The organism is Streptomyces sp. NBC_00271, assembly GCF_036178845.1.
Lineage (GTDB): Bacteria > Actinomycetota > Actinomycetes > Streptomycetales > Streptomycetaceae > Streptomyces.
In genome coordinates this window covers 5,642,703-5,667,718 of record NZ_CP108070.1, presented here as the reverse complement: position 1 = coordinate 5,667,718, position 25,016 = coordinate 5,642,703, and the positions used below count along the sequence as shown (strand labels likewise).

Below are 25,016 nucleotides of genomic sequence, written 5' to 3'. Positions count from 1 at the left end.
CTTACGTCACCTTGGGGTCCGGGGGCCGGGCTGCCCTGACCGCCGGACGGACCGCCGGACGGGCCCCGTGAACCCCACGCTCCCACGTTCCGGCCCGTACGCGTCCGTTTCCGGCATCCCAAATGAACCATCCCTGGCTCCTGGGTGAACTCTGGGCGACGAGTGTTCGAGGTCGCACTCCGATGGCTGTGGCCTGGCGTGTCGCCATGCCTAACCTGGGGGCATGGACGTGAACGCGGCGGTCGCCGCAGCGGCAGCGATCGCCGGAGTGCTCACCGGTGTTATCGCCATGCTGGCGTTCCGCTGGAGCGAGCGCGACCAGAAACGCCCCACCCGCACATCCCTGCACACGGACCCGGTGCTTCCGCCGGGCGTCGACACGGTGCTCTCCGTGCTCCGGTCCTCGGCCGTCGTCCTCGACGAGGCCGACGCCGTGGTCAAGGCCAGCTCGGCCGCGTACGCCCTCGGGCTGGTGCGCGGCGGCAAGCTCGCCGTCGAGCCGATGATGCAGATGGCCCGCGACACCCGTCGCGACGGGGAAATACGCCAGGTCGAGCTGGATCTGCCGAGGCGGGGGACCGGACGGGGGGAGGCCCTGGCCGTCTCCGCGCGAGTCGCCCCGCTGGGCTCCCGGCTCGTGCTGCTCCTCGTCGAGGACCTCACCGAGGCCCGGCGGATCGAAGCGGTACGGCGCGACTTCGTCGCGAACGTCAGCCACGAGCTCAAGACGCCCGTCGGCGCGCTCTCCCTCCTCTCCGAGGCCGTCATGGACGCCTCGGACGATCCGGAGGCCGTCGAGCGCTTCGCCGGACGTATGCAGATAGAGGCCACCCGGCTCACCAACCTCGTCCAGGAGCTCATCGACCTGTCGAGGGTGCAGAACGACGATCCCCTCGAGGACGCCGAGCCGGTCCGCGTGGACGAGCTGGTCGCCGAGGCCATCGACCGGTGCCGCCACCAGGCCGGCACCAAGCAGATCACCATGGCCGCCGGCGGCACCGCCGACCTGAGCATCTGGGGGAACCGGGGCCAGCTGGCCGCCGCCCTCGGCAACCTCGTCGAGAACGCCGTCAACTACTCGCCCGCCCGCACCCGGGTGGGCATAGCCGCGCGCCGGGTGACCGCGCCCGGCGGAGACCTCATCGAGATCGCCGTGACCGACCAGGGCATCGGCATCTCGGAGAAGGACCGGGAGCGCGTCTTCGAGCGCTTCTACCGCGTCGACCCGGCCCGTTCCCGCCAGACCGGCGGTACGGGTCTCGGTCTCGCGATCGTCAAGCACGTGGCCGCCTCGCACGGCGGGGAGGTCACCGTGTGGAGCTCCGAGGGTCAGGGCTCCACGTTCACCCTGCGGCTGCCTGAGGCGGCCGCGGCCCGCGATCGCGGGATCGACCACGACATGCCCGGACTCGACGATGAGGACGAGAACGGGCAGCCCGACGGGACGACCACCGTCACATCCCCGTATGAACCGCTTCCCGCTCCGGAGGTCCTTCCGTGACCCGTGTGCTCGTCGTCGAGGACGAGGAGTCCTTCTCCGACGCCCTGTCGTACATGCTCCGCAAGGAGGGCTTCGAGGTCGCCATCGCGACCACCGGGCCCGACGGACTCGACGAGTTCGAGCGCAACGGCGCCGACCTCGTCCTCCTCGACCTGATGCTGCCGGGGCTGCCCGGCACGGAGGTCTGCCGCCAGCTGCGCGGCCGCTCCAACGTTCCGGTGATCATGGTCACCGCCAAGGACAGCGAGATCGACAAGGTCGTCGGGCTGGAAATAGGAGCCGACGACTACGTCACCAAGCCCTTCTCCTCCCGCGAACTGGTCGCCCGCATCCGGGCCGTCCTGCGTCGCCGCGGGGAGCCGGAGGAGGTCACCCCGGCCGCTCTCGAGGCGGGTCCCGTCCGGATGGACGTCGACCGCCACGTGGTGACCGTCTCCGGCTCCAAGGTCGACCTGCCCCTGAAGGAGTTCGACCTCCTGGAGATGCTGCTCAGGAACGCGGGCCGCGTGCTGACCCGTATGCAGCTCATCGACCGGGTGTGGGGGGCCGACTACGTGGGCGACACCAAGACGCTGGACGTCCACGTGAAGCGCCTGCGCGCCAAGATCGAGCCGGACCCGGGCGCGCCGCGGTACCTGGTCACGGTGCGTGGCCTCGGCTACAAGTTCGAGCCGTAAACCGAACCCGTCCCACGGCGGCACGTACGACGCGACCCGCCCGTACGACAAAGGGCGGCACGTACGACAAAGGGCGGCACCCTTCGGGGTACCGCCCTTCGCGCGTGCTGGATCAGTGGCCGGCCGACGAGGAGGCCGTGGCCGTCGCGCTCGCCGAGGCCGCGTCGGTGGGAGTGCCGGTGGGCGTGCCCGAGACGGAGTCGGACGGCGAGGTCGAGGCCTTCGGCGACTTCGAGGAGGTCGCGGAGCCGGTGGCCGTCGCGCCGGGCGCCGCGGGCAGGGTGGTGGGGCCCCACTTGGTGAAGTAGCTCTCGGCCGGGACGACGAACGCGCGCAGCTTCACGTCACCGGTCTTGCTGAAGGTGAAGGTGATCGGCTGGGCGTTGCCGTCCTTGACCGCCGCGCCGGGGTTGCTGAGGGCCGCGGAGGCGTTGCCCTCGCCGCCCAGGATGACGTGGCCGCCGGCGGGGATGGTCAGCTTGCCGCCGCCCTTGGCGGGCGTGATCTGGGCGACGCCGTCGCCGCCGATCTTGACCGAGTCGAGGGTCTGCGGGGTGCGGCCGTTGTTGAAGACGGTCGCGGAGACCACCGCCGGGCCCGTGGACGTCGTGTCGGGCTGGGTGATGACGAGGACGTTCTGGATCTTGATGTCGCCGACGCTGGTCGCCGCGTTGTCCGGCTTGACCTCCAGCGTCTGTGCGTTGTTGCCGGCCCCGCACGCGGCGAGCGAGGCGATCGAGAACGCAATGGCGGCGGCGGCGAGAGAGCCGCGTCGAAGGCTGCTGCTCACGGCGGCGGCAACTCCTTGAACGTGGGCGAAGCAGAGCGGCTCCGGTGTAAAGCCGCCCTAAGGGTCTGTCAGCGGCCTTAGGTTACCGAGCCGTTCCCACGCCGCCGCACCCGACCCGCCCCTTGGCGCCCGCGAGCCCCGTTGCGCCGCTCGTGCGCCCCGGTCCTCGAGTGGTTCCGGTCCGCCTCATCAGCTACTTTGAGCTTCCGTTCGTCCACCATTCACATAAGCGGCTGTACGAGTTGCCGCGAGAGTAGTGACGAGATCCGCTTGGGGTTTTCCGGTAAGGAATCCGGGGCGGTCCGGAAAATTGATCATCGGTAGATCGGCGCGGTCCGTGATCAATTCCGGATTCGTCTCGTACCCGACTCCGCTCACCGAACGGAGTAGCGGAAGTCGAGCTCCTGGAGCGGGACAAACCGGGATGTTCAGACCCTGGTCAGGAACGTCCGGTGTGTGTAACGTACGCGTTTCTCTTGCCCTGGACAGCCGCTCCCACCTGCGAATACCCTCTTCCGCTCCCCCTTCGCAGCACGTTCCAGTCGCGGTTGTCAAGCCCCGAGATATGCCCTGACCTGCGAAAACGCCATTCAGAAGACGCCGTTTCCGTGTTACCCTGGATAGCCACGGAAGGGGTACCTGTCACATGACGTTCAAGGTTGGCGACACCGTGGTCTATCCCCATCACGGGGCCGCGCTGATCGAGGCCATCGAAACTCGCCAGATCAAAGGCGTGGACAAGACCTACTTGGTGCTGAAGGTCGCCCAGGGCGACCTGACGGTGCGTGTGCCAGCGGACAATGCGGAGTTCGTCGGCGTGCGTGATGTGGTCGGTCAGGATGGGCTGGACCGGGTCTTCGAGGTGCTGCGCGCGCCGTACGCCGAGGAGCCCACGAACTGGTCTCGTCGTTACAAGGCAAATCTGGAGAAGCTCGCCTCCGGCGATGTCATCAAGGTCGCGGAAGTCGTGCGTGACCTGTGGCGTCGTGAGCGCGAACGCGGACTCTCCGCCGGAGAGAAGCGGATGCTCGCCAAGGCCCGCCAGATCCTGGTGAGTGAGCTCGCCCTCGCGGAGAACACGAACGAGGACAAGGCCGAGGCCCTGCTCGACGAGGTTCTCGCGTCCTGACGCAGACAGTCGAGACGGTGGCCGCTCACCCGGCGGTCGTCCCGGCGTCCACACAAGGCCGCACAGCTGCGCAATGAAATGCCGCGGTGCCCGATGACGTAATTGCTGTCGCTCCACACGATGGCTGTCGCCGGGCGCTGCGGCATGTTCGTACCCGCGCGATTTCGGAAACGCGTGGCCCGAATACACCTGCGTCCCATGGAATACACCTGTGTCCCATGCGCTTGCGTCCCCGATGCCGCGTCGATACCCGCGTCCCCGATACTTGGCGTGCCGGGCCCGGACAGCTTGCTCGACCGGATGTCACGGAAGGGTCCGGTCAGGGCTCGCGCCCGGCACTGCCCCGAGCTCTCGGCTTCGCTCGAGCAAGGGGCACGCCCAGGCCATACCCAAGCACGCCGAGTACACAAACCTGACAGGAACCGATGTCTGACGATTCGCGCTCCTCGCTGCCCGGAGGCCGCACGGCGGCCGTGATTCCGGCCGCCGGACGGGGCGTGCGCCTCGGTCCGGGCGCCCCCAAGGCGCTTCGCGCGCTGAACGGGACCCCCATGCTCATCCACGCGGTGCGCGCCATGGCCGCCTCCCGCGCGGTGTCGCTGGTCGTCGTCGTGGCCCCGCCCGACGGTGCCGCCGAGGTGAAGGCGCTGCTCGACACGCACGCGCTGCCCGAGCGCACCGACTTCCTCGTCGTCCCCGGCGGGGACAGCCGTCAGGAGTCCGTGAAGTACGGGCTCGACGCGCTGCCCCCCGGCGTCGACATCGTCCTCGTGCACGACGCGGCCCGCCCGCTCGTGCCGGTGGACACGGTCGACGCCGTCATCGAGGCCGTACGCGACGGCGCGCCCGCCGTCGTACCCGCGCTGCCGCTCGCGGACACCGTCAAGCAGGTCGAGCCGGCGAGCGAGCCGGGGATGCCGGAGCCCGTCGTCGCCACGCCCGAGCGGGCGCGGCTGCGGGCCGTGCAGACGCCGCAGGGGTTCGACCGCGCCACCCTCGTCCGCGCCCACGAGACCGTCACCGACAACGTGACCGACGACGCGAGCATGGTCGAGCAGCTCGGGGAGCGGGTGGTGGTCGTGCCGGGGCACGAGGAGGCGTTCAAGGTGACGCGTCCCCTGGACCTCGTCCTCGCGGAGGCGGTCCTCGCGCGCAGGAGGGCCAACGATGGCTTCTGAGTCGCACGCGCCGGTGCCCTTCGTGCTGCCGCAGGTCGGCATCGGTACCGACATCCACGCCTTCGAAGAGGGGCGGGAGCTGTGGTGCGCCGGGCTGCTGTGGGAGGGCGAGGGGCCGGGGCTCGCGGGGCACTCCGACGCGGACGTCGTCGCGCACGCCGCCTGCAACGCGCTGTTCTCGGCGGCGGGGATCGGTGACCTCGGCGCCCACTTCGGGACCGGGCGGCCCGAGTGGTCCGGCGCGTCCGGGGTCACGCTGCTGACGGAGGCCGCGCGGATCGTCCGCGCGGCGGGCTTCACCATCGGCAACGTCGCCGTCCAGGTCGTCGGGCCCCGCCCGAAGATCGGGAAGCGACGGGACGAGGCGCAGAAGATCCTCTCCGAGGCGGTCGGGGCACCGGTGTCGGTCTCCGGCGCCACGACGGACGGCCTCGGCTTCCCGGGCCGCGACGAGGGCCTGATGGCGATCGCCACGGCCCTGGTGGCCCGCACGCCCTGACGCGCGTCGGCCACGGCGCCGGCCCTGGCCCCGGTGCCGGTGGCCGCGCGCAGATGTCACGAATAAGTCCTCCTTGCGAGGGAAGGTCGCGGGGCACTCCCCGTGGCCCACTACCCTGGAGTGGTGACCATTCGCCTGTACGACACCAGCGCCCGGCAGATCCGTGACTTCTCCCCGCTCAAGCCGGGTTGTGTCTCGATCTACCTGTGTGGTGCCACCGTGCAGGCCGCACCGCACATCGGGCACATCCGCTCGGGCCTCAACTTCGACATCATGCGCCGCTGGTTCGACTACCGCGGGTACGACGTCACGTTCATCCGCAACGTGACCGACATCGACGACAAGATCATCACCAAGTCGGCGGACCAGGGCCGCCCTTGGTGGTCGATCGGGTACGAGAACGAGCGCGCGTTCAACGACGGGTACGCCGTGCTCGGCTGCCTGCCGCCCACCTACGAGCCGCGGGCCACCGGGCACATCACCGAGATGGTGGAGATGATGCGCGGGCTCATCGAGCGCGGGCACGCCTACGAGGCCGACGGGAACGTCTACTTCGATGTGCGGTCCTTCCCCGGGTACCTCCAGCTGTCCAACCAGGAGCTGGACAACCTCCAGCAGCCGTCCGGCGTCGGTGAGACCGGCAAGCGGGACCCGCGCGACTTCGCCATGTGGAAGTCCGCGAAGCCGGGCGAGCCGAGCTGGGAGACGCCGTGGGGACGGGGCCGACCCGGCTGGCACCTGGAGTGCTCCGCCATGGCCCACAAGTACCTGGGCCCCGCGTTCGACATCCACGGCGGCGGGATCGACCTGATCTTCCCGCACCACGAGAACGAGATCGCGCAGGCCAAGGCCTTCGGCGACGAGTTCGCCAAGTACTGGGTGCACAACGCCTGGGTCACCATGAGCGGCGAGAAGATGTCCAAGTCCCTGGGCAACTCCGTACTCGTCTCCGAGATGGTCAAGACGTGGCGTCCGATCGTGCTGCGCTACTACCTCGGCACCCCGCACTACCGCTCGATGATCGAGTACAGCGAAGAGGCCCTGCGCGAGGCCGAGTCGGCGTTCGCGCGCATCGAGGGCTTCGTGCAGCGGGTCGTCGAGAAGGCGGGGGGCGTCGTCGAGCCCGCCGCCGAGGTGCCGCCGGCCTTCGCCGAGGCCATGGACGACGACCTGGGCGTCCCGCAGGCGCTCGCCATCGTGCACACGACTGTGCGACAGGGGAACTCGGCCCTGGCCGCCGACGACAAGGAAGCCGCCGTCGCCCGCCTCGCCGAGGTGCGGGCCATGCTCGGCGTCCTCGGGCTCGACCCGCTCGACGAGCAGTGGGCCGGCGAGGGCGACCGCGGTGAGGATCTGCACGGCGTCGTCGACACCCTCGTCCGGATGGTCCTCGACCAGCGCGAGGCCGCCCGCACCCGCAAGGACTGGGCCACCGCGGACGCCATCCGCGACCAGCTCAACCAGTCCGGTCTGGTCATCGAGGACGGCCCGCAGGGGCCGCGCTGGACGCTCGGCCCCCGCTGAGCGGGCCCCCTCGGGCCCTCCGCAGGGCCTCCTCGGGGCCTCTCGGCCTTGATCGATTGTGCCGCCCGGGCCTCCGGGCGGCACACTGCATATACGACACCTCAAGAACGTACGCACGCTCGCCTCACACAGACAGGTAGGTCATGGCCGCTAACAACCGCCGCATGTCCGGCAAGAAGGGCGCGCAGGTCGGCAGTGGCGGCCAGCGACGCCGGGGCCTGGAAGGCAAGGGCCCCACCCCGCCCGCCGAGATGCGCAAGGGGCACAAGAAGAACCGCATCGCGGGCGCCAAGGCGAAGCAGGTCGCACGCCGTCCCGTCCCGCGCGGACGCGGCGGCAAGGGCACGTCCGAGATGGTCGTCGGGCGCAACTCGGTCGTGGAGGCGCTGCGCGAGGGCGTGCCCGCGTCGATGCTGTACGTGCAGCAGTTCATCGACAACGACGAGCGGGTGCGCGAGGCGCTCCAGCTCGCCGGTGAGCGCGGCGGCATCCACCTCATGGAGGCCCCGCGCCCCGAGCTCGACCGCATGACCAACGGACTCAACCACCAGGGTCTCGTCCTCCAGGTCCCGCCGTACGAGTACGCGCACCCCGAGGACCTCGCGGCCGCCGCGTACGACGAGGGCCAGGACCCGCTGATCGTCGCCCTCGACGGCGTGACCGACCCCCGGAACCTGGGCGCCGTCGTCCGTTCCGTCTCGGCCTTCGGCGGCCACGGCGTCGTCGTGCCCGAGCGGCGCGCGGCCGGCATGACCGCCGGTGCCTGGAAGACGTCGGCCGGCGCCGCCGCCCGTACGCCCGTCGCCCGCGCCGCCAACCTGACGCGAGCCCTTGAGTCGTACAAGAAGGCCGGGCTCGTCGTGGTCGGACTCGCCGCGGACGGCGAGGTCGAGGTCGGTGATCTGGAGGCCCTCGGCGGTCCCGTCGTCATCGTCGTCGGCAGCGAGGGCAAGGGACTGTCCCGACTGGTCGGCGAGACCTGCGACTTCCGGGTGCGGATCCCGATGCCGGGCGGCACCGAGTCGCTGAACGCCGGTGTCGCGGCGGGAGTTGTGCTGTACGAGGCCTCACGCCGACGCGTCTGAACAGACGCCCGAACGGATATCTGAACAGGTGTTTGAGCAGACGTCTGAGTGAGTCACCCCCCGTGGGGCAATCGGGATGTTCGCGATGACCTTGACGCGGTCCGGACAGATCGGCGCAGTCAAGGCAGTGTCCTAAACACACATCACTCGGTTAGATGAGTGTGGACACCAGAACACCCCGCACACCCACGGGGGACCGCTCGTCGGGATTCGACGACGCTCCCGCGCTGAGCATGGTGAAGGTGCCGAGCGATCCGGCGCAGGTCATCGTCAATCATGCGAGCTTCCGCGTGCAGCTAGGCGGCGCGACGCGAACCCCATCCTCGCGCGTCGCACGGCACTTGGGCGCCGACGACACCGCGCGGATCCCCGTCGTCGGTACGGCGGGCAGAGCGGGCGGCCCGGCCGCCGGGGCCCGCCGCCGCGCACCCGTCGTCTGGAGCGGGCGGTCCGACCCCGACGACACCGGCGCCCACCGCCTGCTGCAGGCCGTGCGCAGCACCAGCGTGCGCCACGGCGCCGTCGACCCGACGGGCGACGCCGGCGCCACCCGGGTCATCCCCCGCGTCGACGAACACCTTGGCTACGCGGACGAACACCTTGGCTACGCGGACGAACACCAGGGCTACGCGGGCGACTTGACCGTCGAAACGGTCGAGACGCCCCTCGTCGGCAGCCAGCGCGGCCACGACCACGACTCCGCGGGGACCCGGCTGCTGCCGAACATGCGCAGCGTGGACAGCGCGTACGACGAACCGCGCTACACGGGCGGGCAGTTCGCGGTGGAGAACCCCGACGACTACGGCGACGACGGCGACGACGGCGGCACACCGGCCAGGCGGCACGGCTCGGACCCGGTCCGGCACGCCTACTACCCCGGGCGCCGGATGAACCTCGGCGTGGTGCTGCTCCCGCTCCGCGTCTTCCTCGGCTTCATCTCCATCTACGCCGGCATGGGCAAGCTCTGCGACCCCGTCTACTTCGACGGCGGCAAGCGCGGCTCCATGGTCAAGTGGCTGAACACGCTGCACCCTTGGGACGTCGCCGAGCCGCTGCGGCAGTTCGCGCTCCAGCACCCCGTCGGCTCCGGGCTCGTCATCGCCTTCCTCCAGGTCATCGTGGGCGTCCTCACGGTGCTCGGGCTGTGGCAGCGGGTCGCCGCCGTGGTCGGCGCGATGCTGTCGGCCGCGCTCATCGTCACCGTCAGCTGGAAGACGGTCCCCGCGTACGACGCGCCGGACATCATCTACCTCGCCGCCTGGTCGCCGCTGATCATCGCGGGCGCGCCCGTCTACTCCGTCGACGGACGCCTCGCGAGCGAGGCGTGGCGCACGCTCGGGCCCCGCGCCGACATCTGGGACCTGCGGCACCGGGTGCTGCGCCGCGGCGCGCTCGTCTCGGCCGTCGTCGTCGGCCTCACGCTCCTCATCGGCTCGCTCCTCGGCGGCGCCGTCCGTGACGCCGACCGGGTGGTCGTGCCGGGACCGGGCGAGGCCCCGCGCAACGAACTGCCCGGTTCCCCGCTTCCCGAGGAGCCCGGCACGCCCCAGCACAAGACCACCACTCCCTCGGCCTCGGCCAAGGCGCCCACCCACGGCAGTTCCTCCTCGCCGTCGGGCGCGGCCACCACGCCGGGCGCCGCGGTCCGTGAGACGGGCGGCACGGTCACCAGCGGCCCCAGCCAGACCCAGGGCACCGGCCAGGCCCCGCCCCAGCAGTCCTCGCCGGTCCACCAGGCCCCGAGCACCAGCGCGGGCCCGACGTCCAGCGGCGGCAGCTCCAGCACCGGTGGCAGCGGCTCGAGCGGCGGCACCTCCTCCGGCGGTTCGAGCGGCGGCAGCGGCGGCAGCGGCGGCGGCGGTGGTGGCGGCACCTCCGGCGGCTCGGACAAGCTGGTCGGCGGTCTCCTCGGGTAACGCGTCACGCCCCCTGGCCGTACGAGGACGGGCCCCGCACATCAGATGTGCGGGGCCCGTCCTCGTACGGCCGGAAAGGGGCTCTCAGCCCTCGTGCTGCCAGGAAGGGGCTTCTCCAGCCCCCGTGCTGCCGGAAGGGGGCTCTCAGCGCCCCAGGGCCGCGAGTTCCTTCGCCGCCTCCGTAAGGTCCTTAGCGGTGTCGATGGCGCGCCAGTAGGCGCCCTGCGGGAGCGGGAAGCCGGCCAGGCGGCGTTCGCGGGCCAGGTGCGGGAACGTGGTGCGCTCGTGGTCGCCGCGCTCGGGGAGCAGGTCGGCGAACTCGGCGGAGAAGACGTAGACGCCCGCGTTGATCTCGTACGTGGTCGGCGGGGACTCGATGAAGTCCGTGACGCGTCCGAAGCCGTCGGTCTTGACGGCGCCCCACGGGATGCGCGGACGGGCGAGGGCGAGGGTCGCGACGGCGTCGCGCTCGGTGTGGAAGTCCGCCATGTCGCGCAGCGAGAAACGGGTCCAGATGTCGCCGTTCGTCGCGTACCAGGGCTTGTCCGGGTGGGGGAGGTGCGCGGCGGCGTACTTCAGGCCGCCGCCCCGGCCGAGCGGTTCCGTCTCGACGACCGTCGTGATGTTGACCGGGAGGTCGGCCGAGTCCAGCCACTTCTGGAGGACCTCGGCGAGGTGGCCGCAGGAGACGACGACGTCGGTGACGCCCTCCTCGGCGAGCCAGGTCAGCTGGTGACCGATGATCGGGGTCCCGGTGCCGGGGATCTCGACCATCGGCTTGGGCCGGTCGTCGGTGTAGGGACGCAGTCGGGAGCCCTGACCACCGGCCAGGACAACGGCTTGAACGGGGCGTGACGCGGCGTTCGGATGGGTCATGCCCGAACTGTACGTGGCGCCCCGCTCACGACTTCTGTCGGCAACCGTTCCCTTAAGCAGCTGTTACCTGACAGAACAGGTGGGGCCGGTGGGGCTCAGAGATGCGTGGCCGCGACCCCCGATGCGAAGGACGTGTCGCAGACAGGGCGCGCGAACGCCTGGGCGCGCGTCGGGCCGTACGCGCGGACCGCGGCGCGGCCGAGGGCGCGGGCGATGGAGACGCAGTGCTTGGCGAGCGACGGGCGGCCGTTCACGGCCTCCTGGAGGTGGGTGAGGGCGACGCCCGGGTTCTTCTCCTGGAGCTCCAGCAGGAGCCGGTCGCGCAGCACGTCCTGCGGGGCACGGGAGACGGCATGCGAGGAGACGTCCGAGGAGGAGGCGGTGAGCACCGAGTCCGAGGAGTTCCCCGACCAGTTGACTCGGGTGACCGCCAGGGTCCCGGAGAGCACCAGGACGACAGGCAGAACGAGGGCGAGGGTGCGACCGATTCGGCGCGCGGGGCCACGGCCACGCCGGGTCCGTTGGTTAGTGGTGGAGTGCTTCACGCGAGTGAGGGTAGCGCGGGGTGATGATTTGGCGACATTTAGTAATCAGTTCGGGGGATAGGGGAACGGGTTTCGCTGGGTGGTGAGTTGACGTACAGGGATCGAAATGACCGGCTTGCCGGGGTATTTGTCGACAACGAAGAGGGCCCCACAGCAGGCTGTGGGGCCTTCTTCGTCAGCTTGGGTGAATTCGACCGCGGCGCGGTTTTCGTCCGCCCGATTTGCTTTTCGTGATGATCAGGGCGATCAGTCGGAGAGGCGCTCGCCCGTGGAGGTCGAGAAGACGTGGGTCTCGCCCGGCCGCGGCACGACGTGCAGCGTGGCGCCCTTGTCCGGGACCGCGCGGCCGCTGACGCGGACGACCAGGTCCGTGAGCTTGTCGTCGACCTTGGCGCTGCCGTAGACGTAGCCGTCGGCGCCGAGCTCCTCGACGACGTTCACCGAGACGGCGAGGCCGGCCGGGGCGTCCGCGCTGTCCTTGGTCAGCGACTTGGCGGCTTCGCCGTTGTGCTCGACGATGTCGAAGTGCTCCGGGCGGACGCCGACCGTGACGGTGCGGTCGCCCTTGTCCGCGGCGGCCTTCAGGGCCTCGCGGTTGACCGGCACGACGGAGTTGCCGAACTTCACGCCGCCGTCCGTGATCGGGACCTCGACGAGGTTCATGGCGGGGGAGCCGATGAACCCGGCGACGAACAGGTTCGCGGGGCGGTCGTACATGTTGCGCGGCGAGTCGACCTGCTGGAGCAGACCGTCCTTGAGTACGGCCACGCGGTCGCCCATGGTCATGGCCTCGACCTGGTCGTGGGTGACGTACACGGTGGTGATGCCGAGGCGGCGCTGCAGCGAGGCGATCTGCGTACGGGTTGAGACGCGGAGCTTGGCGTCGAGGTTCGACAGCGGCTCGTCCATCAGGAAGACCTGGGGCTCACGCACGATGGCGCGGCCCATCGCGACACGCTGGCGCTGACCGCCGGAGAGGGCCTTCGGCTTGCGGGCGAGGTAGTCCGTGAGGTCGAGGATCTTCGCCGCGTCCTCGACCTTCTGGCGGATCTCGGCCTTCGGGACACCGGCGATCTTGAGCGCGAAGCCCATGTTGTCGGCGACCGTCATGTGCGGGTAGAGCGCGTAGTTCTGGAACACCATGGCGATGTCCCGGTCCTTGGGCGGCAGGTGAGTGACGTCGCGGTCACCGATGCGGATGGCGCCGGCGTTCACGTCCTCGAGCCCCGCGAGCATGCGGAGCGAGGTGGACTTGCCGCAGCCGGAGGGACCGACGAGGACGAGGAACTCGCCGTCCTCGATGTCGATCTCCAGAGCATCGACGGCGGGCTTCTCGGAACCCGGGTAGATCCGGGTTGCCTTGTCGAACGAGACAGTGGCCATGGTGAGGGGCCCCCTTCACCGGCAGGAACGTGCCGGACGATCCGTTGTAAAGGTGGTGTCCACCGCGAAGCCTTCGCGGTGGTGTAGTCCACGAGAGTGAACTGGCTCAGGACGGTACCTGGCGTTCACCTGGTCTGTCAGTAGCCAGGGGGCTGTGAACTTCGCGGAAATTTTCGAGAGGGCGCGGCTGGGGCATGGGTACACTGCACGGGCACACGCGTGCAGGCCTCCTTAGCTCAGCTGGTCAGAGCGCCGCTCTTGTAAAGCGAAGGTCGTCGGTTCGAATCCGACAGGGGGCTCCAACAGCGTAAACAACACGGGCATCCCGCGGCGATGCCCGTGCTTTTCCCTGCCGTGCCCCGCTTTACGGCCTTACCCTGTTGGGCACCATCAGGGTGCCGCGCCAGCTGTGTGGAGGTAACGGGGTGAGAGGGCGCAGTCCGGATCGGGTCCGCAACGAGCTCATGGTCTCCATCGTGGACGCGTTGCAGGGGTCGGCCACGGTGAGCCAGGTGAGCAGCCGCGAGGTTTGGCGGGATCTGCTGGCCGGTGAACTGGCCGCGCCCGTGGAACCCTTCGGCGGGGACCGGCTGCGGCCGTGGCTGTTACAGGTGGTGAAGGAATGCACCGCCGTCGGTGACGGCCTGGCCTGCCTGGTGCGGTCGCTGGAGTACGTGGAACAGCAGTCGGCGACGGTGGCCGAGCTGTGGCCGCTCGTGGACGAGTGGGAGGCCGTCGACTTCTTCAACAACGCCGATCTCGGTCACCTGCGGCCCGTCCTGCTGGCGATGGGCTCCACGGATCTGGCCGTCATGGCGCGCCGAGCGAGCCGCTCCCGGGTCCAGGAGCTGCCCGGGTGGTGCCAGACGGGGTGGCAGGTCTTCCTGCGGCTGGCGGGTGAGAATTCCCCGGCGGGTGAACTCCCGCCCAGCATGGCCTTCCTGGCGCTGTCGGCCGATCGGCTGATGGAGGACGGCCAGTCGGAGGCCGCCGAGGTACTGCGCCGCTTCAACCGCACCCAGACGCTCGCCCTGGGTATGGAGGGCCTGCTGGCGGACTGGCAGCAATCGGACTTTCCGCAGCCCGCGCCCTCCCTCGTCCCCGCGTATCTGATGATCCAGTTCGAGCCGGACCGCATCGAGCCGGACAGGTACTACCTCTCGCACTGGCGTCAGTCCGACTCCGAGGGCTGGCATCCCGTGCGCGGCGAGACCGTCCACCTGGGCCGGGAGGAGCTCCCGGGCGCGGTGGAGCGGCTGATAGAGGAGGCCGAGGAGAAGTGGGCCGACCTGCGGCAGCCGGTGATCCTGGAGTTCATCCTGCCCTGGGAGCTGCTCAACGAGCCCGTGGAGTGGTGGTCGAAGGAGTCCGGCTCCGAGGCCCCGACCCCGCTGGTCATGGACTATCCGGTGGTGGTGCGCAGCATCGAGCGCCTGCAGCGGGCCGCCTGGCACCGGCCCTGGCACCACAAGTGGCGGCAGCTGCGGGAGCGCCCGGCGGACAGCCACCCGCACTGGAGCAGTCCGGCGGAGGACGAGGCGTACTTCTTCCATCTCGAGCGTGAGCTGAAGGAGGACCGGCACGCGGTGTGCCTGGTGCTCAGCCAGCCCCCGGGCGACGAGTCGGGCGCCGGCCGCCGCGAGGTCCTCGCCGGGCTGCGGGCCGGGGTGCCCGCGATGATCTGGCACCGCAACGACTGCGGGGACCCGAAATTCAAGGACGCCATCGGCGAGATACTCCAGGACCGAGGGCTGGGCAGCCTGGCGGAACGGGTCGGGGAGTGGCGCAAGGACGCGCTGGCCCTCGGCCCGGGGGCGTGGGACCTGCACGTGGGTCGCCATCTGGCCATTCTGCTCGACGACCCCGAGCGCAAGCCGAGTCCGCCCGGACCGGTGTAGGTCATCATGCGCCCATCGCCCGGAAGGGGCCTCCGACCGGCGCGCGGAGGCGGATGGCACACGGTCTTGCACACGCAGACGCCGACTGTCAGGCTATTGGCGAGACAGCGCCACCGGCTGTCCCCAGGGGGCAAGTACCACCCGGCGATTGACTTTCGGACCCTTCTACCGTCTCCTGTGGCCTGCCATGTTGCACCGCAAGCAGACCACTGCCAGGCTTGGCACGTGGATGTCACGCATGCCCGCGGACTGCGGGACTCCTCCTCGGTGCTCCCTCCGTCGTCGGGCATGACCGGACGTTCTGAGGGCGCTTATGCAGTGTGACGACGGTCCACGACCACCATCCGCATCGGCATCGGTATCCACATCGGTATCCGCACCGGCACCGGCTTCTGACGAAGCGTCACTCGACGTGGTGTCGCGCGCCCTGCGTGGCCTCGGACGGGCTTCTTCCGCGGACCGCTCGGACGTGCCGCCGGACGTACTGCTCGTGGTCGACGACTACGTGACCATGCGGGTCTGGGACGAGACGGTCACCCGACTGGCCGACGAACTCGCCCGCCAGGAGACGCTGGGCCCGATCACCCGCTTACGGCTGCTGAGTTCGGACGACACCGAGCCGGGCCGGATCCGCCTGGAGCACCTGCCCCCGCCCGTGGGTGAACACCGGGTGGTGCTGGTGCTGACCGACGGGCTGGCCGCGGGCTGGCGTTCGGACGCGGTGCTGCCGCTGCTGCGCGAACTCGGCCGCTCCGAGCCCCTCGCGGTCATGCACCTGCTGCCCCAACGGCTCTGGTTCCGTACCGGCTTGGACGTCTACCGCATGCGCCTGCGCTCCGGGCACCCCTGGGCGCCCAACGACTCCCTGGGCTGGGAGCTGCGCACCTCTCCCCTCGAACCGGTGGACGACGACCCGGCGGCACGGGCCGGCGTGGTGCCCGTCCCGGTCCTGGAGCGGACCGGTCACTCCCTCACCGGCTGGGTCGACCTGGTGACGGGCCGGGCCTCGGAAGGCGTGGAGATGTCGGGCGTGCGGGCCCGCGACTGGAAGCGGCGGCCGGACGCCGCGCGTGCCGTGCCCTGGGTCGACGACGTGCCCGACCCCGCCAGCGCCGTACCCCCGTGGGAGCGCGTCTCGGAGTTCCGGGCCGCCGCCTCGCCCACCGCGTTCGCGCTGGCCAGCCGCCTCGCGGCGGCTCCTCTGACGCTGCACGTCATGAGCGCCCTGACGGCCTCGGTGCCGGGTGCCGGACCCGCCCACCTCACCGAGCTGCTGATGAGTGGTCTGGTGCGGCCCGCGGGCGCGGAGGCCGAACGCGCGGGCGACATGGTCTTCGCCTTCGGCCCGAACATCCGCCAGGAGTTATTGGCGCTGGCCCGCCGCCGGGACACCGTGCGGGTGCTGCACGACGTACGGGTGCTGATGGCGGTCCCGGAGGGCTCCGACCCGGTCCTGCCCGCCGCCGACGAACTCCTCGAGACGACCGACGTGCCGCCCGTGACCCCGCGGAACGTGGCGTTCCTGCGCATCGAACTGGCCGCGCTGCGTGCCCTGTCCGGACGCTTCCTGCCCCCGGCCGAGCGTCTCGCGCGGGCACTGCGCGCGTACGACCTGCAGAACACGGTCAACCTGGGCAAGGACGCACGTACCCATACGCGGCACCTGGACCCCGCCACCCGGGCCCACGGGGATGCCGCACACGCCCCGAGGGGGCCCGAGACAACTTCAGAAGGAGCCACGAACATGGCCACCACGCAGCAGCCCACGGTGGAGAACGCGCGCTCGACGCAGCCGCGCATCTGGGGGAACATCCCCCCGCGCAATCCGAACTTCACCGGCCGCGTGGACCTTCTGGAACGACTGCGAGAGCGCCTGCGGGAAGGCACGACCACCGTGCTGCCCGAGGCCATCCACGGCATGGGTGGTGTCGGCAAGACCCAGATGGCGATCGAGTACGCCTACCGGCACCAGTCCGAGTACGACGTCGTCTGGTGGATCCCCGCCGAGCGCCCCGGGCAGATCGGCCAGGCGCTGGTGGAGCTCGCCCAGCGGCTCGGCCTGGGCACCAGCGCCGAGGCCAACATCGCCGGACCCGCGGTGCGCGAGGCGCTGCGCGAGGGGCGGCCGTACTCGCGCTGGCTGCTGATCTTCGACAACGCCGACAGTCCCGAACGCGTCCGCGACTACTTCCCCACCGGCGGCAGCGGCACCATCCTCGTCACCTCCCGCAACCGGCGCTGGAGCGTCGTGGGTCCCTCCCTGGAGGTCGATGTCTTCACCCGGGAGGAGAGCAAGGAGTTGCTGCGGCGTTCGGGTTCCCCCGGGGACCTCGACGACGCCGAGGCGGACCGCCTCGCCGATGCCCTCGGGGACCTCCCGCTCGCGCTGGAACAGGCCGCCGCCTGGCGTGCGGAGACGGGGATGCCGGTATCGGAGTACCTGCGCCTGTTCGAGGACAAGCGCAGTGAACTCCTTGAGGTGTCACCGCCGCCGGACTACCAGCTTCCGGTCGCGGCCGCGTGGAACGTCTCGCTGGACCACTTGGAGACGCGCAGCCTCGCCGCGCTGCGGCTGCTCCAGCTCTGCTCGTACTTTGCGCCGGACCCCATCTCCCGTTCGATCTTCTCCGGCCTCGGCGGTTCCAGCATCGACCCCGAACTCGACCGGGCCCTCAACGACCCGATGCGGCTCGCCCGCGCCATTCGGGAGATCAACCGCTACTCTCTCGCCCGCATCGACCACCGGACCAACTCGATCGAGATGCACCGCCTGGTGCAGGCCGTGCTGATCAACCGCATGACCCCCGAGGAACAGAAGCGCATGCGCAATGGCGCCCACACCCTTCTGGCCGCCTCCGACCCCAAGGGACCCAACCAGTCGGCCAACTGGCCGCGCTACGCGGAGCTCTACGGCCATGTCATCGCGTCGGGCGCCGTCGAGTCCGACCAGCCGTGGGTGCGCGAGCTCGTGATGAACGTCGCCAAGTACCTCTGGTACTGGGGGGATCACAAGGTCGCCCGTGAGTTCTCGGAGCAGGCCTGGGAGGTGTGGCAGCGGCTGTTCGGGGAGGAGGACCAGCAGACGCTTCTGATGGGTTGGTGGCTGGGCTTCCTGTACCTGATGGTCGGGCGCTACGACGACGCCTCCCGGCTCGTGGCCCAGCTCAGGGCCGTCTACGACCGCACCGCGCCCGCGAACCAGGAGGACACACGCGAGGACGCACTGGTGGCGCTGAACCTCGAAGCCGCGGTACGCCGCCACCAGGGGGACTTCGGTGCCGGTGCCGAACTGGACGAGATGGCCTACGAGCGTGCTCGGCGCGCCTTCGGCGAGGACGACCCCACCACGCTGGTCACCGCCCACAACCTCGGGGTGAGCCTCCGGCTGGTCGGCGAGTTCCAGCGCGCGCTGGAACTGGACCGGCACACGCACGCGATGAAGACACGGCTGTTCGGCCGCGATCACCAGCAGGCACTGGTGACCGAGGCGAGCGTCGCCGTCGACGTGCGCGAGACGGGTGACTACGTCGGCGCGCGGTCGCTGCAGCAGGCGGTCGTCGACGGCTACCGGGCGGCCTTCGGAGCCGGTAACCCCACGACTCTGCGGACCGTGCGGCAGCTGAGCGAGGCCTGCCGCAAGGAGGGCGACCACACCACCGCGCTGGAACTGGCGCGCGACACGTTCGACCAGTTCACCCGCCGTTACGGCGACACGCACCCGGAGTCCCTGACCGCCGCGCTCGCCCTGTCGGTGGCGTTGCGGCAGAACGGTCAGCTGGAGGCCGCCAGGGAGCGTGGCGAGAAGGCCAGCGAACGCTTCCGCACCATCTACCAGCACGACCACCCGCATGTCCTGGCTGCCGACGTCGACCTGGCGGTGACGCTGCGGCTGCTGGGACGGGCGCAGGAGGCCAGGCAACTCGACGAGGCGGCGCTGGAGTCGCTGACCGGGCGCCTCGGGGAGAGCCATCCGATCGTGTTGGCCTGTGCCATCAACTTGGCGAGCGATCTGAGTGCGCTGGGGCGGGTGGAGGAAGCCCGCGAACTCGGCGAGAAGACCGTGGCGTTGTGCCGGACGCGGCTGGGTGAGGACCACCCGACCACGTTGGTGGGTGCGGCGAACCTCTCCCTGGACCTCGTCGCCCTCGGGGAGGAGGCGGCGGGCGAGGCGCTGCGCGCGGACACCCTGAGCCGTATGGAGAGGGTCCTGGACGGGCCCCGCCTCAGGTCTGCCGAGTCCGCTCCCCACCCGGCGACCGTGCAGGCCCGGGCCAGGAAGCGGACCGACTGCGACATCGACCCGATGCCGATGTGATCCGTCCCGGTCAGGCCGGAGCCGAGCCGAGCCAGGTGGCGAGGTGGATCGGGTCCGGTGGGGTGTCCGTGACCTGCCGCAGGGAGCGGTGCACCGCTCGCGCCCGTTCGGGGTGGTGGCACAGCAGGTGGGCCGCCGTCGGTTCGGTGTCCGCCGCGGCGAGGGCACGGCCGAGGCCGGCCCAGGCTCCGGCCCGGTCGGGCTGCACGGCCAGGTCCGCCAGGTAGGCGTGCCGGGCAGCTGTGGCGTCGCCCGCGGCCAGGAGGGCGTCGCCGGCCAGTGCTCCGGTGACGCGGGCCGCGGCCTTCTCGGGCCAGTCGGGCGAGGGCCGGTCGTCGTCCGTGTCGCCGAGGCGGTAGCGGACGAGCATCGCCAGGCTGTCCAGCCAGCGCGCCGAGGGATCGGGCACGACCTCGGGCTCGGCGGCCAGGGCACCGGGCGGGCCGCTCGCCCCGTCCAGCCAGGCGCGTACGGCCGCGTCGACCGCAGGCGCGGCGGGCCGCAGGTGGTGTGCCCGCCAGCGCGCGACGTGGTCGTCGGTGCACAACCGAGCCAGGGCCCGTTGCTCCTCGGGAACCGGCTCCGCCAGCCACTGCGCGCAGTGGCCGCGCAGCGTGTCCAGCAGGGCCGTGCCGAGCGGTGTGAAGCGCGGATGCCGGTGGATCTGCTCCATCGCCGTCGCCACATGGGTCCGCCACAGCGCGAACTCGAACTGCGCCATGGCGGTCTGCGCGGCCGCGGCCGTGCGGTGCGCGCGCCAGAAGCGGGTGATCCCCACAAACGCGTAAATGCCTTGCAGCAGCCCCCCAAGAGGCCGGGGATCGTCCCGCCAAGGCGCGTACCACAGCTCCGTACCGCCGTCGGAGCCGTCCGTCAGCAGCGGCGTCAGATGGAGCAGTCCGCCCAGTTTGGTGTGCTGGAACTCGTGCACGAGGGTGACGGCCAGTTCGATGGCGTCGTCCGGTTCCGAGGCCTCGATGCCCCCGAAGGCCTCCCCGGCTGTCACACTGCGTGGCCGAAACCTTTCCCTGGCCGCTGTCGGCGTCAGTGAGAACACGCTCCGCCGCATGGCCTCCGCCGTGCCGGTCTGCTCTCTCAGTAACACCGCCCAGGCCCGCTCCAGCAGTTGCCCCCAGTGCGCGGCGGCCTCCTCGGACAGGGGACGCGGCTCGGTCGGCTGCGGATACGTCCGGTACGGATCCACGTCGTCCAGCGCGATCTCGAGCCGTCGGCCTGCCGGGCCGACCGTCAGCCGGCGCACCGGATGCCACCCCGCTCCCGCCGAACCGAACGGGAGCGGTATCACGACCCCGGCCCCGGACGCTTCCACCACGGCGCGCCCGGCCTCGGCCCGCACGGTGGCCGTCGTCCATGGTTCGGTCGTGGGCAGCACCGCACAGCCCAGGGTCGGCAAGGGCACCCGGCCGTGCCGCACCGGCACCTCGATGCCGAAGTCCAGCTCCGCGCGTAGCGCTGCCGCCGCAGCGAGCGCCGAGAAGTGGCCGAGCACCACCCATAGCGGCGGCTCCGCCTCGGACGCCGTCCCCCGCAGCCGGTGCAGCGCGGTGGCCAGCCACATGCCCGTCTGCGGATACATGAGCAGGTCGTCGACAAGGGCGGGCGCGCGTTGCTGCGCCTGGCTGAGGAGGTCCCACGCGGGGCCGAGATCCGTGGCGTCGTCGAGCATCCTCAGCAACAGCAGACGACGGCTGCGTTCGGCCCCGAGCAAAGAGGTGAGGGTGGCCGGGCCGCCCTCACCACGGACCAGTTCGGCCAGGCTGTCCGGCGGCAGGCGATGATGCGGCAGGGACGGCTCAGCACTCACGAGCGACCCCGGCGGTGTCAGTCGAAACGCTCGGCACCGCCGTCGATTCCGCTGACGCTGGCCATCTGGTGGTCGATTCTTCGCTGCAGTTCCTCCAGCGACGTGGCGAGGACCCGGCTGTCAATGGAGCGCAGCGTTTCAAGAGATACCCCCGCGAGATCGACCAGGCTGGACTCGACGGCGGCCACAGACGGCTCCATGACGGCCAAACCCCTTCCCCCCGGCTGCATTTGTGGATGCGGGCTGCTCACATCCCCCTGATAATGGCCCGCCGTGCCGAGGATGAAACCCCGCACCCGCTGGGCGGCGCGATATCAGGTCAGCGGCTCTCACCGGCTCGACGGTGGCGCCGGGACAACTCCACCGCCTCTTCGTCCATGCGGGCCACCCCGGCGGAGTCGCCCTCCATCAACCGTATCGCTTCGAGGAGTTGGTCCAAGGTCCCCGGGTAGCGAAGGCAGGTCCGCAGGATGGCGAACACGTCCGGTCTCAGCGCCGGTGTCCTCGGACTCATGGCCGCGACGGCCGGGTTGATGCTGCCCAGGACCAGGGCCAGGGTGGTGCGGTCGCTCACCGTGGGCAGTGCCGTCAACGCGCCCACCAGCCCGTCGAGTTCGCGCAGCGGCAGGTCGTCGCGCAGGTCGGCCAGGGTGACCGGGCCCGCCGCGGCGGGCCGTGCGGACGGGATGCGGGGCAGCTCGGACGCCGACGCGGGCAGGCCGGCGCACTCGTGCAGCAGGGCCAGTTCGGACCTGGTCAACAGCTCGTACCAGCGGTCCACGCGGACGGCGGCGAGGCGGCCGAGACCGTCCGTGCGGTGGTGCGCGCTGACCAGGCCGACGATCGCGTCGTCGTGCCAGACCGCCGCGCCCGACATGCCCTCCCAGGGCGACCGGTCCGGCTCGGCGTCCGACTCGGGCGGGGTGACGGCGAGTTCGAGCGTGCCCTCGCGGCGATTGGACAGCACCGAGGTCATGCCCGTCGCATGGCAGGAGTCGCGGTACTGGGACGCCGAGCCGTCGTCGAGCCGTCGCATCCGGTCCTCGCGCAGCTTGAACCGGGGGAAGCCCATCGCGCTGCACGGCAGGACGAGGTCCGCGTCGGGCACGGCCCCGTACGAGGGGGGTTCGGTCACGGCCGCGTGGACGCCGTGCGGCGCGGATCCGTCCAGTTCCAGGAGCGCCACGTCGGCCTGCTCCGAGGCCAGTACCACCCGGGCGGCCACGGTCCACTCGTCGGCGCGGTCGGCCTCGAACCGTACGTCGGTGGTTCCCGTTCTCGCGTCACGGACGACGTGCGCGGCGGTGAGCACCCACCAGGGACCCACCCGGTAGCCGGAACCGCGCCGCCCCGGGCCCCGCCCCGCGAGCGGTCGCACCATCACCTCCGCCACCCGGACCGGATCCAGTCCGCGGCGCGGATCCTGTGGCGCCACGGCTCAGCGCTCTCGTTCGGTCTCGGCCCCGCCCACCCACGGGGCCCGTCCGCCGCCGCTGTGGGTGCGCGGGTCGAGCGTCAGCTTCACCCGGTGCGTGACGCTGTCCGCCACCCGTCCGTCCGCGCCCGCCTCCACCACCCAGAAGCGGATCTTGCCGCCCGCCGTCGCCGACCGCTCCACGACCACGGCCGCCTCCAGCTCCACCGGACCCACCTCGAAGTACAGATCCTCCCCCTCCGCGGCCGTCCGGGCCGCGGTCAGTTCCCTGCGCAACTCCTCGATCAGTTCAGCGAGTTCAATCACACCCGGTCCCTACCCCCACCGCCCGTGCTCCCACCGCCCTTCCGTCACCCGATCCGGGCCGATTCCGCGCTGTGGCCCCGTGTGACGACGTTGATGCAATAGGGTCACCCAAGTAGCCTGAAATCCCTGGAAACGCCATATTCAGTGATATCTAAGGCATAGATCGCATCACCTCACTGTCACAGGGGCGCCGCCATGGAGAAGTCCGGAGTCGAGTCCGAGCTGATCGACCTCAGCGACGTTCCGCTGGACGCGTGGCCCCAGCTGGACCTGCCGCCCGCGCAGGGCTCCATGCGCCGACTGCTCAGCCGTATCGACGACCCCGCGAGCAGCCTCGGCGGCTACAACCCGCAGCGCGACGCGTAGCGGCGCGAGAGGTGCACCAGACGGCCCGGTCCCACGCCCTGCCCCACGTTCTGTCCCACGTCCTGCCGACGCAGTCGTTCGACGAACTGCTGTGCGGTGGGGGCGGCCCCGCGACGGTGGACCGTCTGCGTGTGAGCGAGCGGAGCTGGCGGCTGCTCGTCGTCCGGGCCCTGCTGGACTCGGCCGCGACGGCACCGGCCGCCCCCCTGCCCCCCTTGGCGGACGGCTGGAAGTTGCTGTCGCGCGCCTGGGCCGTGTCCAAGGAGGCGGTGGAAGACCTGCTGGCGTATCCGGCCGTGGGTGTGTGGGCGGCGCACACGCTGCGTCGGCTGCGCGGGACGGCCCAGGACGACGCACCCCTCTGGGCGGACACCGGGCACCTCCACGCGATCGCCGCGGTCGCGGCCGTTCGCGTCGGCCTGGAGTTCCGTACCGACGTCCCGGTCCGCCACGGCTGGGTGGTCCTGCCCGCGCTCGGGGCGATGCGGGTGCCCGGCCGGGCGGACTGGGACGTGGCCGAGGTCAGCGCCTCGGCGGGATCCGTGCGGATCGCCGGGCGCCCACTCGGGGGGCCGGACTGGCACGCCCTGACCGAGCTGCGCGCCGACGGCTGCACCATGCTCCTGGACGACACCGACCCCTACCGCGACCTGCGCGGACCGACCGGGGTGGAACCGATCGACTCCGCCGCCGAGTGGCAGGACCTGTTCGGCCCCGCCTGGGACATCCTGCGGCGCACCGACACCGAGGTCGCCGAGGCACTGGCCGGCGGGCTGGTGTCGGTGGTGCCCCGTCCGCGCGCCGAGAGGTTCCGGCCGCACAGCGCGTCCTCGGGCGACGCCTTCGGCACCGCCCTGGCATCGGCCCCGGACGACGCCGAGCAGTTCGCCTCGACGCTGGTGCACGAGTTCCAGCACAACAAGCTCAGCGCGTTCATGCACCTGTTCACCCTGTACGACGACCAGGGCACCCGGCTCCACTACGCCCCCTGGCGCGACGACCCCCGTCCCCTGGGCGGGCTGCTCCAGGGCGTGTACGCCTTTTTCGGCGTCACCGCGTTCTGGCGGCGGCGCGGCCACGCCCTCGGACAGTTCGAGTTCGCGCTGTGGCGCAGCCAGACCGCGTACGCGCTGCGCGCCGTCGGTTCGGCGGACGGGCTCAACGAACTGGGGCGGCGGCTGGTGGCCGAGCTGACGCGGCGCATCGAGCCCTGGCTCGACGAACCGGTCGAGGCCCGGGTCCGGGCCGCGGCGGCCCTGGCGGTCGCCGACCACCGTGCCACCTGGCGCGCCTGCCATCTGCGGCCCGCGCCGGGGACCCTCCGCGCCCACGCGGCAGCCTGGGCCGACGGAAACCCGCTGCCCAGGACGACGGACGAGCCCGAGCCCGTGCCCGTCCCGGGCAGTCCGGCGCGGGGCATCGACACGCGGGCGGTGCTGCTGCGATGGCTGCTGGCGGACCCCGCGGGCTTCGCGGCGCTGCGGGACGACCCCGGCGCGGTGGTCGCCGGCGCGCGCCTCGAGGACATCGCCCTGGTGGAAGGCCGCACCGCCGAGGCCCTGAGCGCGTTCCGTGCGCGCATCGCCCGCGGCGAGGGCGACCCCGAGACCTGGGTCGGGCTCGGCCTCGCGGCGCGGGCCGCCGGAGACCCGGCGGGAGACGGTCTGCTGGCCCGCCCGGAACTGGCGATGGCCCTGTACGGCGAACTGAACGAGCAGGCCGATCCACTGGCACTGGGGCGCGCCCTCGCGTACGGGGCCTGAGCCAG

Annotated in this window: 20 protein-coding genes and 1 tRNA gene; 13 read left to right on the top strand and 8 right to left on the bottom strand. The window is 71.1% G+C overall.

Annotated elements, in window-relative coordinates:
• Nucleotides 1-223 precede the first annotated feature (223 nt).
• Both OG798_RS25855 and OG798_RS25850 read left to right on the top strand, forming a co-directional pair.
• Nucleotides 224-1,501, top strand: coding sequence for a sensor histidine kinase (locus OG798_RS25855; RefSeq protein WP_054232435.1), 1,278 nt, complete (start codon nucleotides 224-226; stop codon nucleotides 1,499-1,501).
• Nucleotides 1,498-2,178: a response regulator transcription factor gene (locus OG798_RS25850; protein ID WP_009340348.1), complete on the top strand. Its 681-nt coding sequence runs from the start codon at nucleotides 1,498-1,500 to the stop codon at nucleotides 2,176-2,178. The genes OG798_RS25855 and OG798_RS25850 overlap by 4 nt, the downstream gene beginning before the upstream one ends.
• A 112-nt stretch (nucleotides 2,179-2,290) precedes the next feature.
• Here OG798_RS25850 and OG798_RS25845 read toward each other — a convergent pair whose 3' ends face one another.
• Entirely contained in the window at nucleotides 2,291-2,968 is a 678-nt protein-coding gene (locus OG798_RS25845) for a DUF461 domain-containing protein (protein WP_095853938.1), read from the bottom strand.
• Nucleotides 2,969-3,614: 646 nt separating this feature from the next.
• Between OG798_RS25845 and OG798_RS25840 the strand changes: the two genes are divergently transcribed.
• The 6 genes from OG798_RS25840 (at nucleotide 3,615) to OG798_RS25815 (ending at nucleotide 10,299) form a co-directional block, all read left to right on the top strand.
• Nucleotides 3,615-4,097, top strand: coding sequence for a CarD family transcriptional regulator (locus OG798_RS25840; protein WP_003953493.1), 483 nt, complete (start codon nucleotides 3,615-3,617; stop codon nucleotides 4,095-4,097).
• Between the two features lie 425 nt (nucleotides 4,098-4,522).
• On the top strand, nucleotides 4,523-5,275 hold the full coding sequence (gene ispD / locus OG798_RS25835) for a 2-C-methyl-D-erythritol 4-phosphate cytidylyltransferase (RefSeq protein WP_121415732.1): 753 nt from the start codon (nucleotides 4,523-4,525) through the stop codon (nucleotides 5,273-5,275).
• Complete coding sequence (gene ispF, locus OG798_RS25830) at nucleotides 5,265-5,774, top strand: 2-C-methyl-D-erythritol 2,4-cyclodiphosphate synthase (RefSeq protein ID WP_095853941.1); 510 nt, start codon at nucleotides 5,265-5,267, stop codon at nucleotides 5,772-5,774. The genes ispD and ispF overlap by 11 nt, the downstream gene beginning before the upstream one ends.
• A 123-nt stretch (nucleotides 5,775-5,897) precedes the next feature.
• Nucleotides 5,898-7,298 (top strand): cysteine--tRNA ligase, encoded by a 1,401-nt coding sequence (gene cysS / locus OG798_RS25825; RefSeq protein ID WP_095853942.1) that lies wholly within the window; start codon nucleotides 5,898-5,900, stop codon nucleotides 7,296-7,298.
• A 143-nt stretch (nucleotides 7,299-7,441) separates the two neighbouring features.
• Nucleotides 7,442-8,383: a 23S rRNA (guanosine(2251)-2'-O)-methyltransferase RlmB gene (gene rlmB, locus OG798_RS25820; protein ID WP_095853943.1), complete on the top strand. Its 942-nt coding sequence runs from the start codon at nucleotides 7,442-7,444 to the stop codon at nucleotides 8,381-8,383.
• A 155-nt stretch (nucleotides 8,384-8,538) separates the two neighbouring features.
• Complete coding sequence (locus tag OG798_RS25815) at nucleotides 8,539-10,299, top strand: DoxX family protein (protein WP_328757741.1); 1,761 nt, start codon at nucleotides 8,539-8,541, stop codon at nucleotides 10,297-10,299.
• A 144-nt stretch (nucleotides 10,300-10,443) separates the two neighbouring features.
• Here the strand turns inward: OG798_RS25815 and OG798_RS25810 are convergent, their stop codons facing one another.
• The 3 genes from OG798_RS25810 to OG798_RS25800 all read right to left on the bottom strand — a co-directional run bounded on the left by OG798_RS25810 (nucleotide 10,444) and on the right by OG798_RS25800 (nucleotide 13,103).
• Nucleotides 10,444-11,175, bottom strand: coding sequence for a nucleotidyltransferase family protein (locus OG798_RS25810; protein ID WP_054232442.1), 732 nt, complete (start codon nucleotides 11,173-11,175; stop codon nucleotides 10,444-10,446).
• Between the two features lie 95 nt (nucleotides 11,176-11,270).
• On the bottom strand, nucleotides 11,271-11,720 hold the full coding sequence (locus tag OG798_RS25805) for a hypothetical protein (RefSeq protein ID WP_095853945.1): 450 nt from the start codon (nucleotides 11,718-11,720) through the stop codon (nucleotides 11,271-11,273).
• A gap of 246 nt (nucleotides 11,721-11,966) precedes the next feature.
• Complete coding sequence (locus OG798_RS25800) at nucleotides 11,967-13,103, bottom strand: ABC transporter ATP-binding protein (protein ID WP_095853946.1); 1,137 nt, start codon at nucleotides 13,101-13,103, stop codon at nucleotides 11,967-11,969.
• 225 nt (nucleotides 13,104-13,328) lie between these two features.
• On the opposite strand from OG798_RS25800, the gene OG798_RS25795 reads away from it, so the two are divergent.
• The 3 genes from OG798_RS25795 to fxsT all read left to right on the top strand — a co-directional run bounded on the left by OG798_RS25795 (nucleotide 13,329) and on the right by fxsT (nucleotide 19,316).
• Nucleotides 13,329-13,405 (top strand) — tRNA-Thr (locus OG798_RS25795).
• A gap of 123 nt (nucleotides 13,406-13,528) precedes the next feature.
• On the top strand, nucleotides 13,529-15,001 hold the full coding sequence (locus OG798_RS25790) for a VMAP-C domain-containing protein (protein WP_143669716.1): 1,473 nt from the start codon (nucleotides 13,529-13,531) through the stop codon (nucleotides 14,999-15,001).
• 412 nt (nucleotides 15,002-15,413) lie between these two features.
• Nucleotides 15,414-19,316 carry an FxSxx-COOH system tetratricopeptide repeat protein gene (fxsT, locus tag OG798_RS25785; protein WP_097225497.1) on the top strand — a complete coding sequence of 1,301 codons (3,903 nt, stop codon included), beginning with the start codon at nucleotides 15,414-15,416 and terminating at the stop codon, nucleotides 19,314-19,316.
• A gap of 10 nt (nucleotides 19,317-19,326) precedes the next feature.
• On the opposite strand, the gene OG798_RS25780 is transcribed toward fxsT, so the two are convergent.
• The 4 genes from OG798_RS25780 to OG798_RS25765 all read right to left on the bottom strand — a co-directional run bounded on the left by OG798_RS25780 (nucleotide 19,327) and on the right by OG798_RS25765 (nucleotide 22,882).
• Nucleotides 19,327-21,141 carry an HEXXH motif domain-containing protein gene (locus OG798_RS25780; RefSeq protein ID WP_328757740.1) on the bottom strand — a complete coding sequence of 605 codons (1,815 nt, stop codon included), beginning with the start codon at nucleotides 21,139-21,141 and terminating at the stop codon, nucleotides 19,327-19,329.
• A gap of 17 nt (nucleotides 21,142-21,158) precedes the next feature.
• Complete coding sequence (locus OG798_RS25775) at nucleotides 21,159-21,329, bottom strand: hypothetical protein (protein WP_177324000.1); 171 nt, start codon at nucleotides 21,327-21,329, stop codon at nucleotides 21,159-21,161.
• A gap of 131 nt (nucleotides 21,330-21,460) precedes the next feature.
• A complete protein-coding gene (locus OG798_RS25770) occupies nucleotides 21,461-22,576 on the bottom strand; it encodes an effector-associated domain 2-containing protein (RefSeq protein ID WP_097225499.1) in 1,116 nt (371 codons plus the stop codon).
• Nucleotides 22,577-22,579: 3 nt separating this feature from the next.
• The gene (locus OG798_RS25765; protein ID WP_095853951.1) at nucleotides 22,580-22,882 is read right to left on the bottom strand and encodes a trypco2 family protein; all 303 of its coding nucleotides are present in this window, start codon (nucleotides 22,880-22,882) and stop codon (nucleotides 22,580-22,582) included.
• Between the two features lie 195 nt (nucleotides 22,883-23,077).
• Between OG798_RS25765 and OG798_RS25760 the strand changes: the two genes are divergently transcribed.
• Entirely contained in the window at nucleotides 23,078-23,248 is a 171-nt protein-coding gene (locus tag OG798_RS25760; protein WP_159064382.1) for a hypothetical protein, read from the top strand.
• An 11-nt stretch (nucleotides 23,249-23,259) separates the two neighbouring features.
• Nucleotides 23,260-25,011 carry an HEXXH motif domain-containing protein gene (locus OG798_RS25755; RefSeq protein ID WP_328757739.1) on the top strand — a complete coding sequence of 584 codons (1,752 nt, stop codon included), beginning with the start codon at nucleotides 23,260-23,262 and terminating at the stop codon, nucleotides 25,009-25,011.
• The last annotated feature ends 5 nt before the right edge of the window (nucleotides 25,012-25,016 follow it).

Bases quoted from the DNA above. Each gene is read 5' to 3' on its own strand.
- OG798_RS25855 (WP_054232435.1), top strand. From the start codon at position 224: ATGGACGTGAACGCGGCGGTCGCCGCAGCGGCAGCGATCGCCGGAGTG.
- OG798_RS25840 (WP_003953493.1), top strand. From the start codon at position 3,615: ATGACGTTCAAGGTTGGCGACACCGTGGTCTATCCCCATCACGGGGCC.
- ispD (WP_121415732.1), top strand. From the start codon at position 4,523: ATGTCTGACGATTCGCGCTCCTCGCTGCCCGGAGGCCGCACGGCGGCC.
- ispF (WP_095853941.1), top strand. From the start codon at position 5,265: ATGGCTTCTGAGTCGCACGCGCCGGTGCCCTTCGTGCTGCCGCAGGTC.
- rlmB (WP_095853943.1), top strand. From the start codon at position 7,442: ATGGCCGCTAACAACCGCCGCATGTCCGGCAAGAAGGGCGCGCAGGTC.
- OG798_RS25815 (WP_328757741.1), top strand. From the start codon at position 8,539: ATGAGTGTGGACACCAGAACACCCCGCACACCCACGGGGGACCGCTCG.
- OG798_RS25810 (WP_054232442.1), bottom strand. From the start codon at position 11,175: ATGACCCATCCGAACGCCGCGTCACGCCCCGTTCAAGCCGTTGTCCTG.
- OG798_RS25800 (WP_095853946.1), bottom strand. From the start codon at position 13,103: ATGGCCACTGTCTCGTTCGACAAGGCAACCCGGATCTACCCGGGTTCC.
- OG798_RS25760 (WP_159064382.1), top strand. From the start codon at position 23,078: ATGGAGAAGTCCGGAGTCGAGTCCGAGCTGATCGACCTCAGCGACGTT.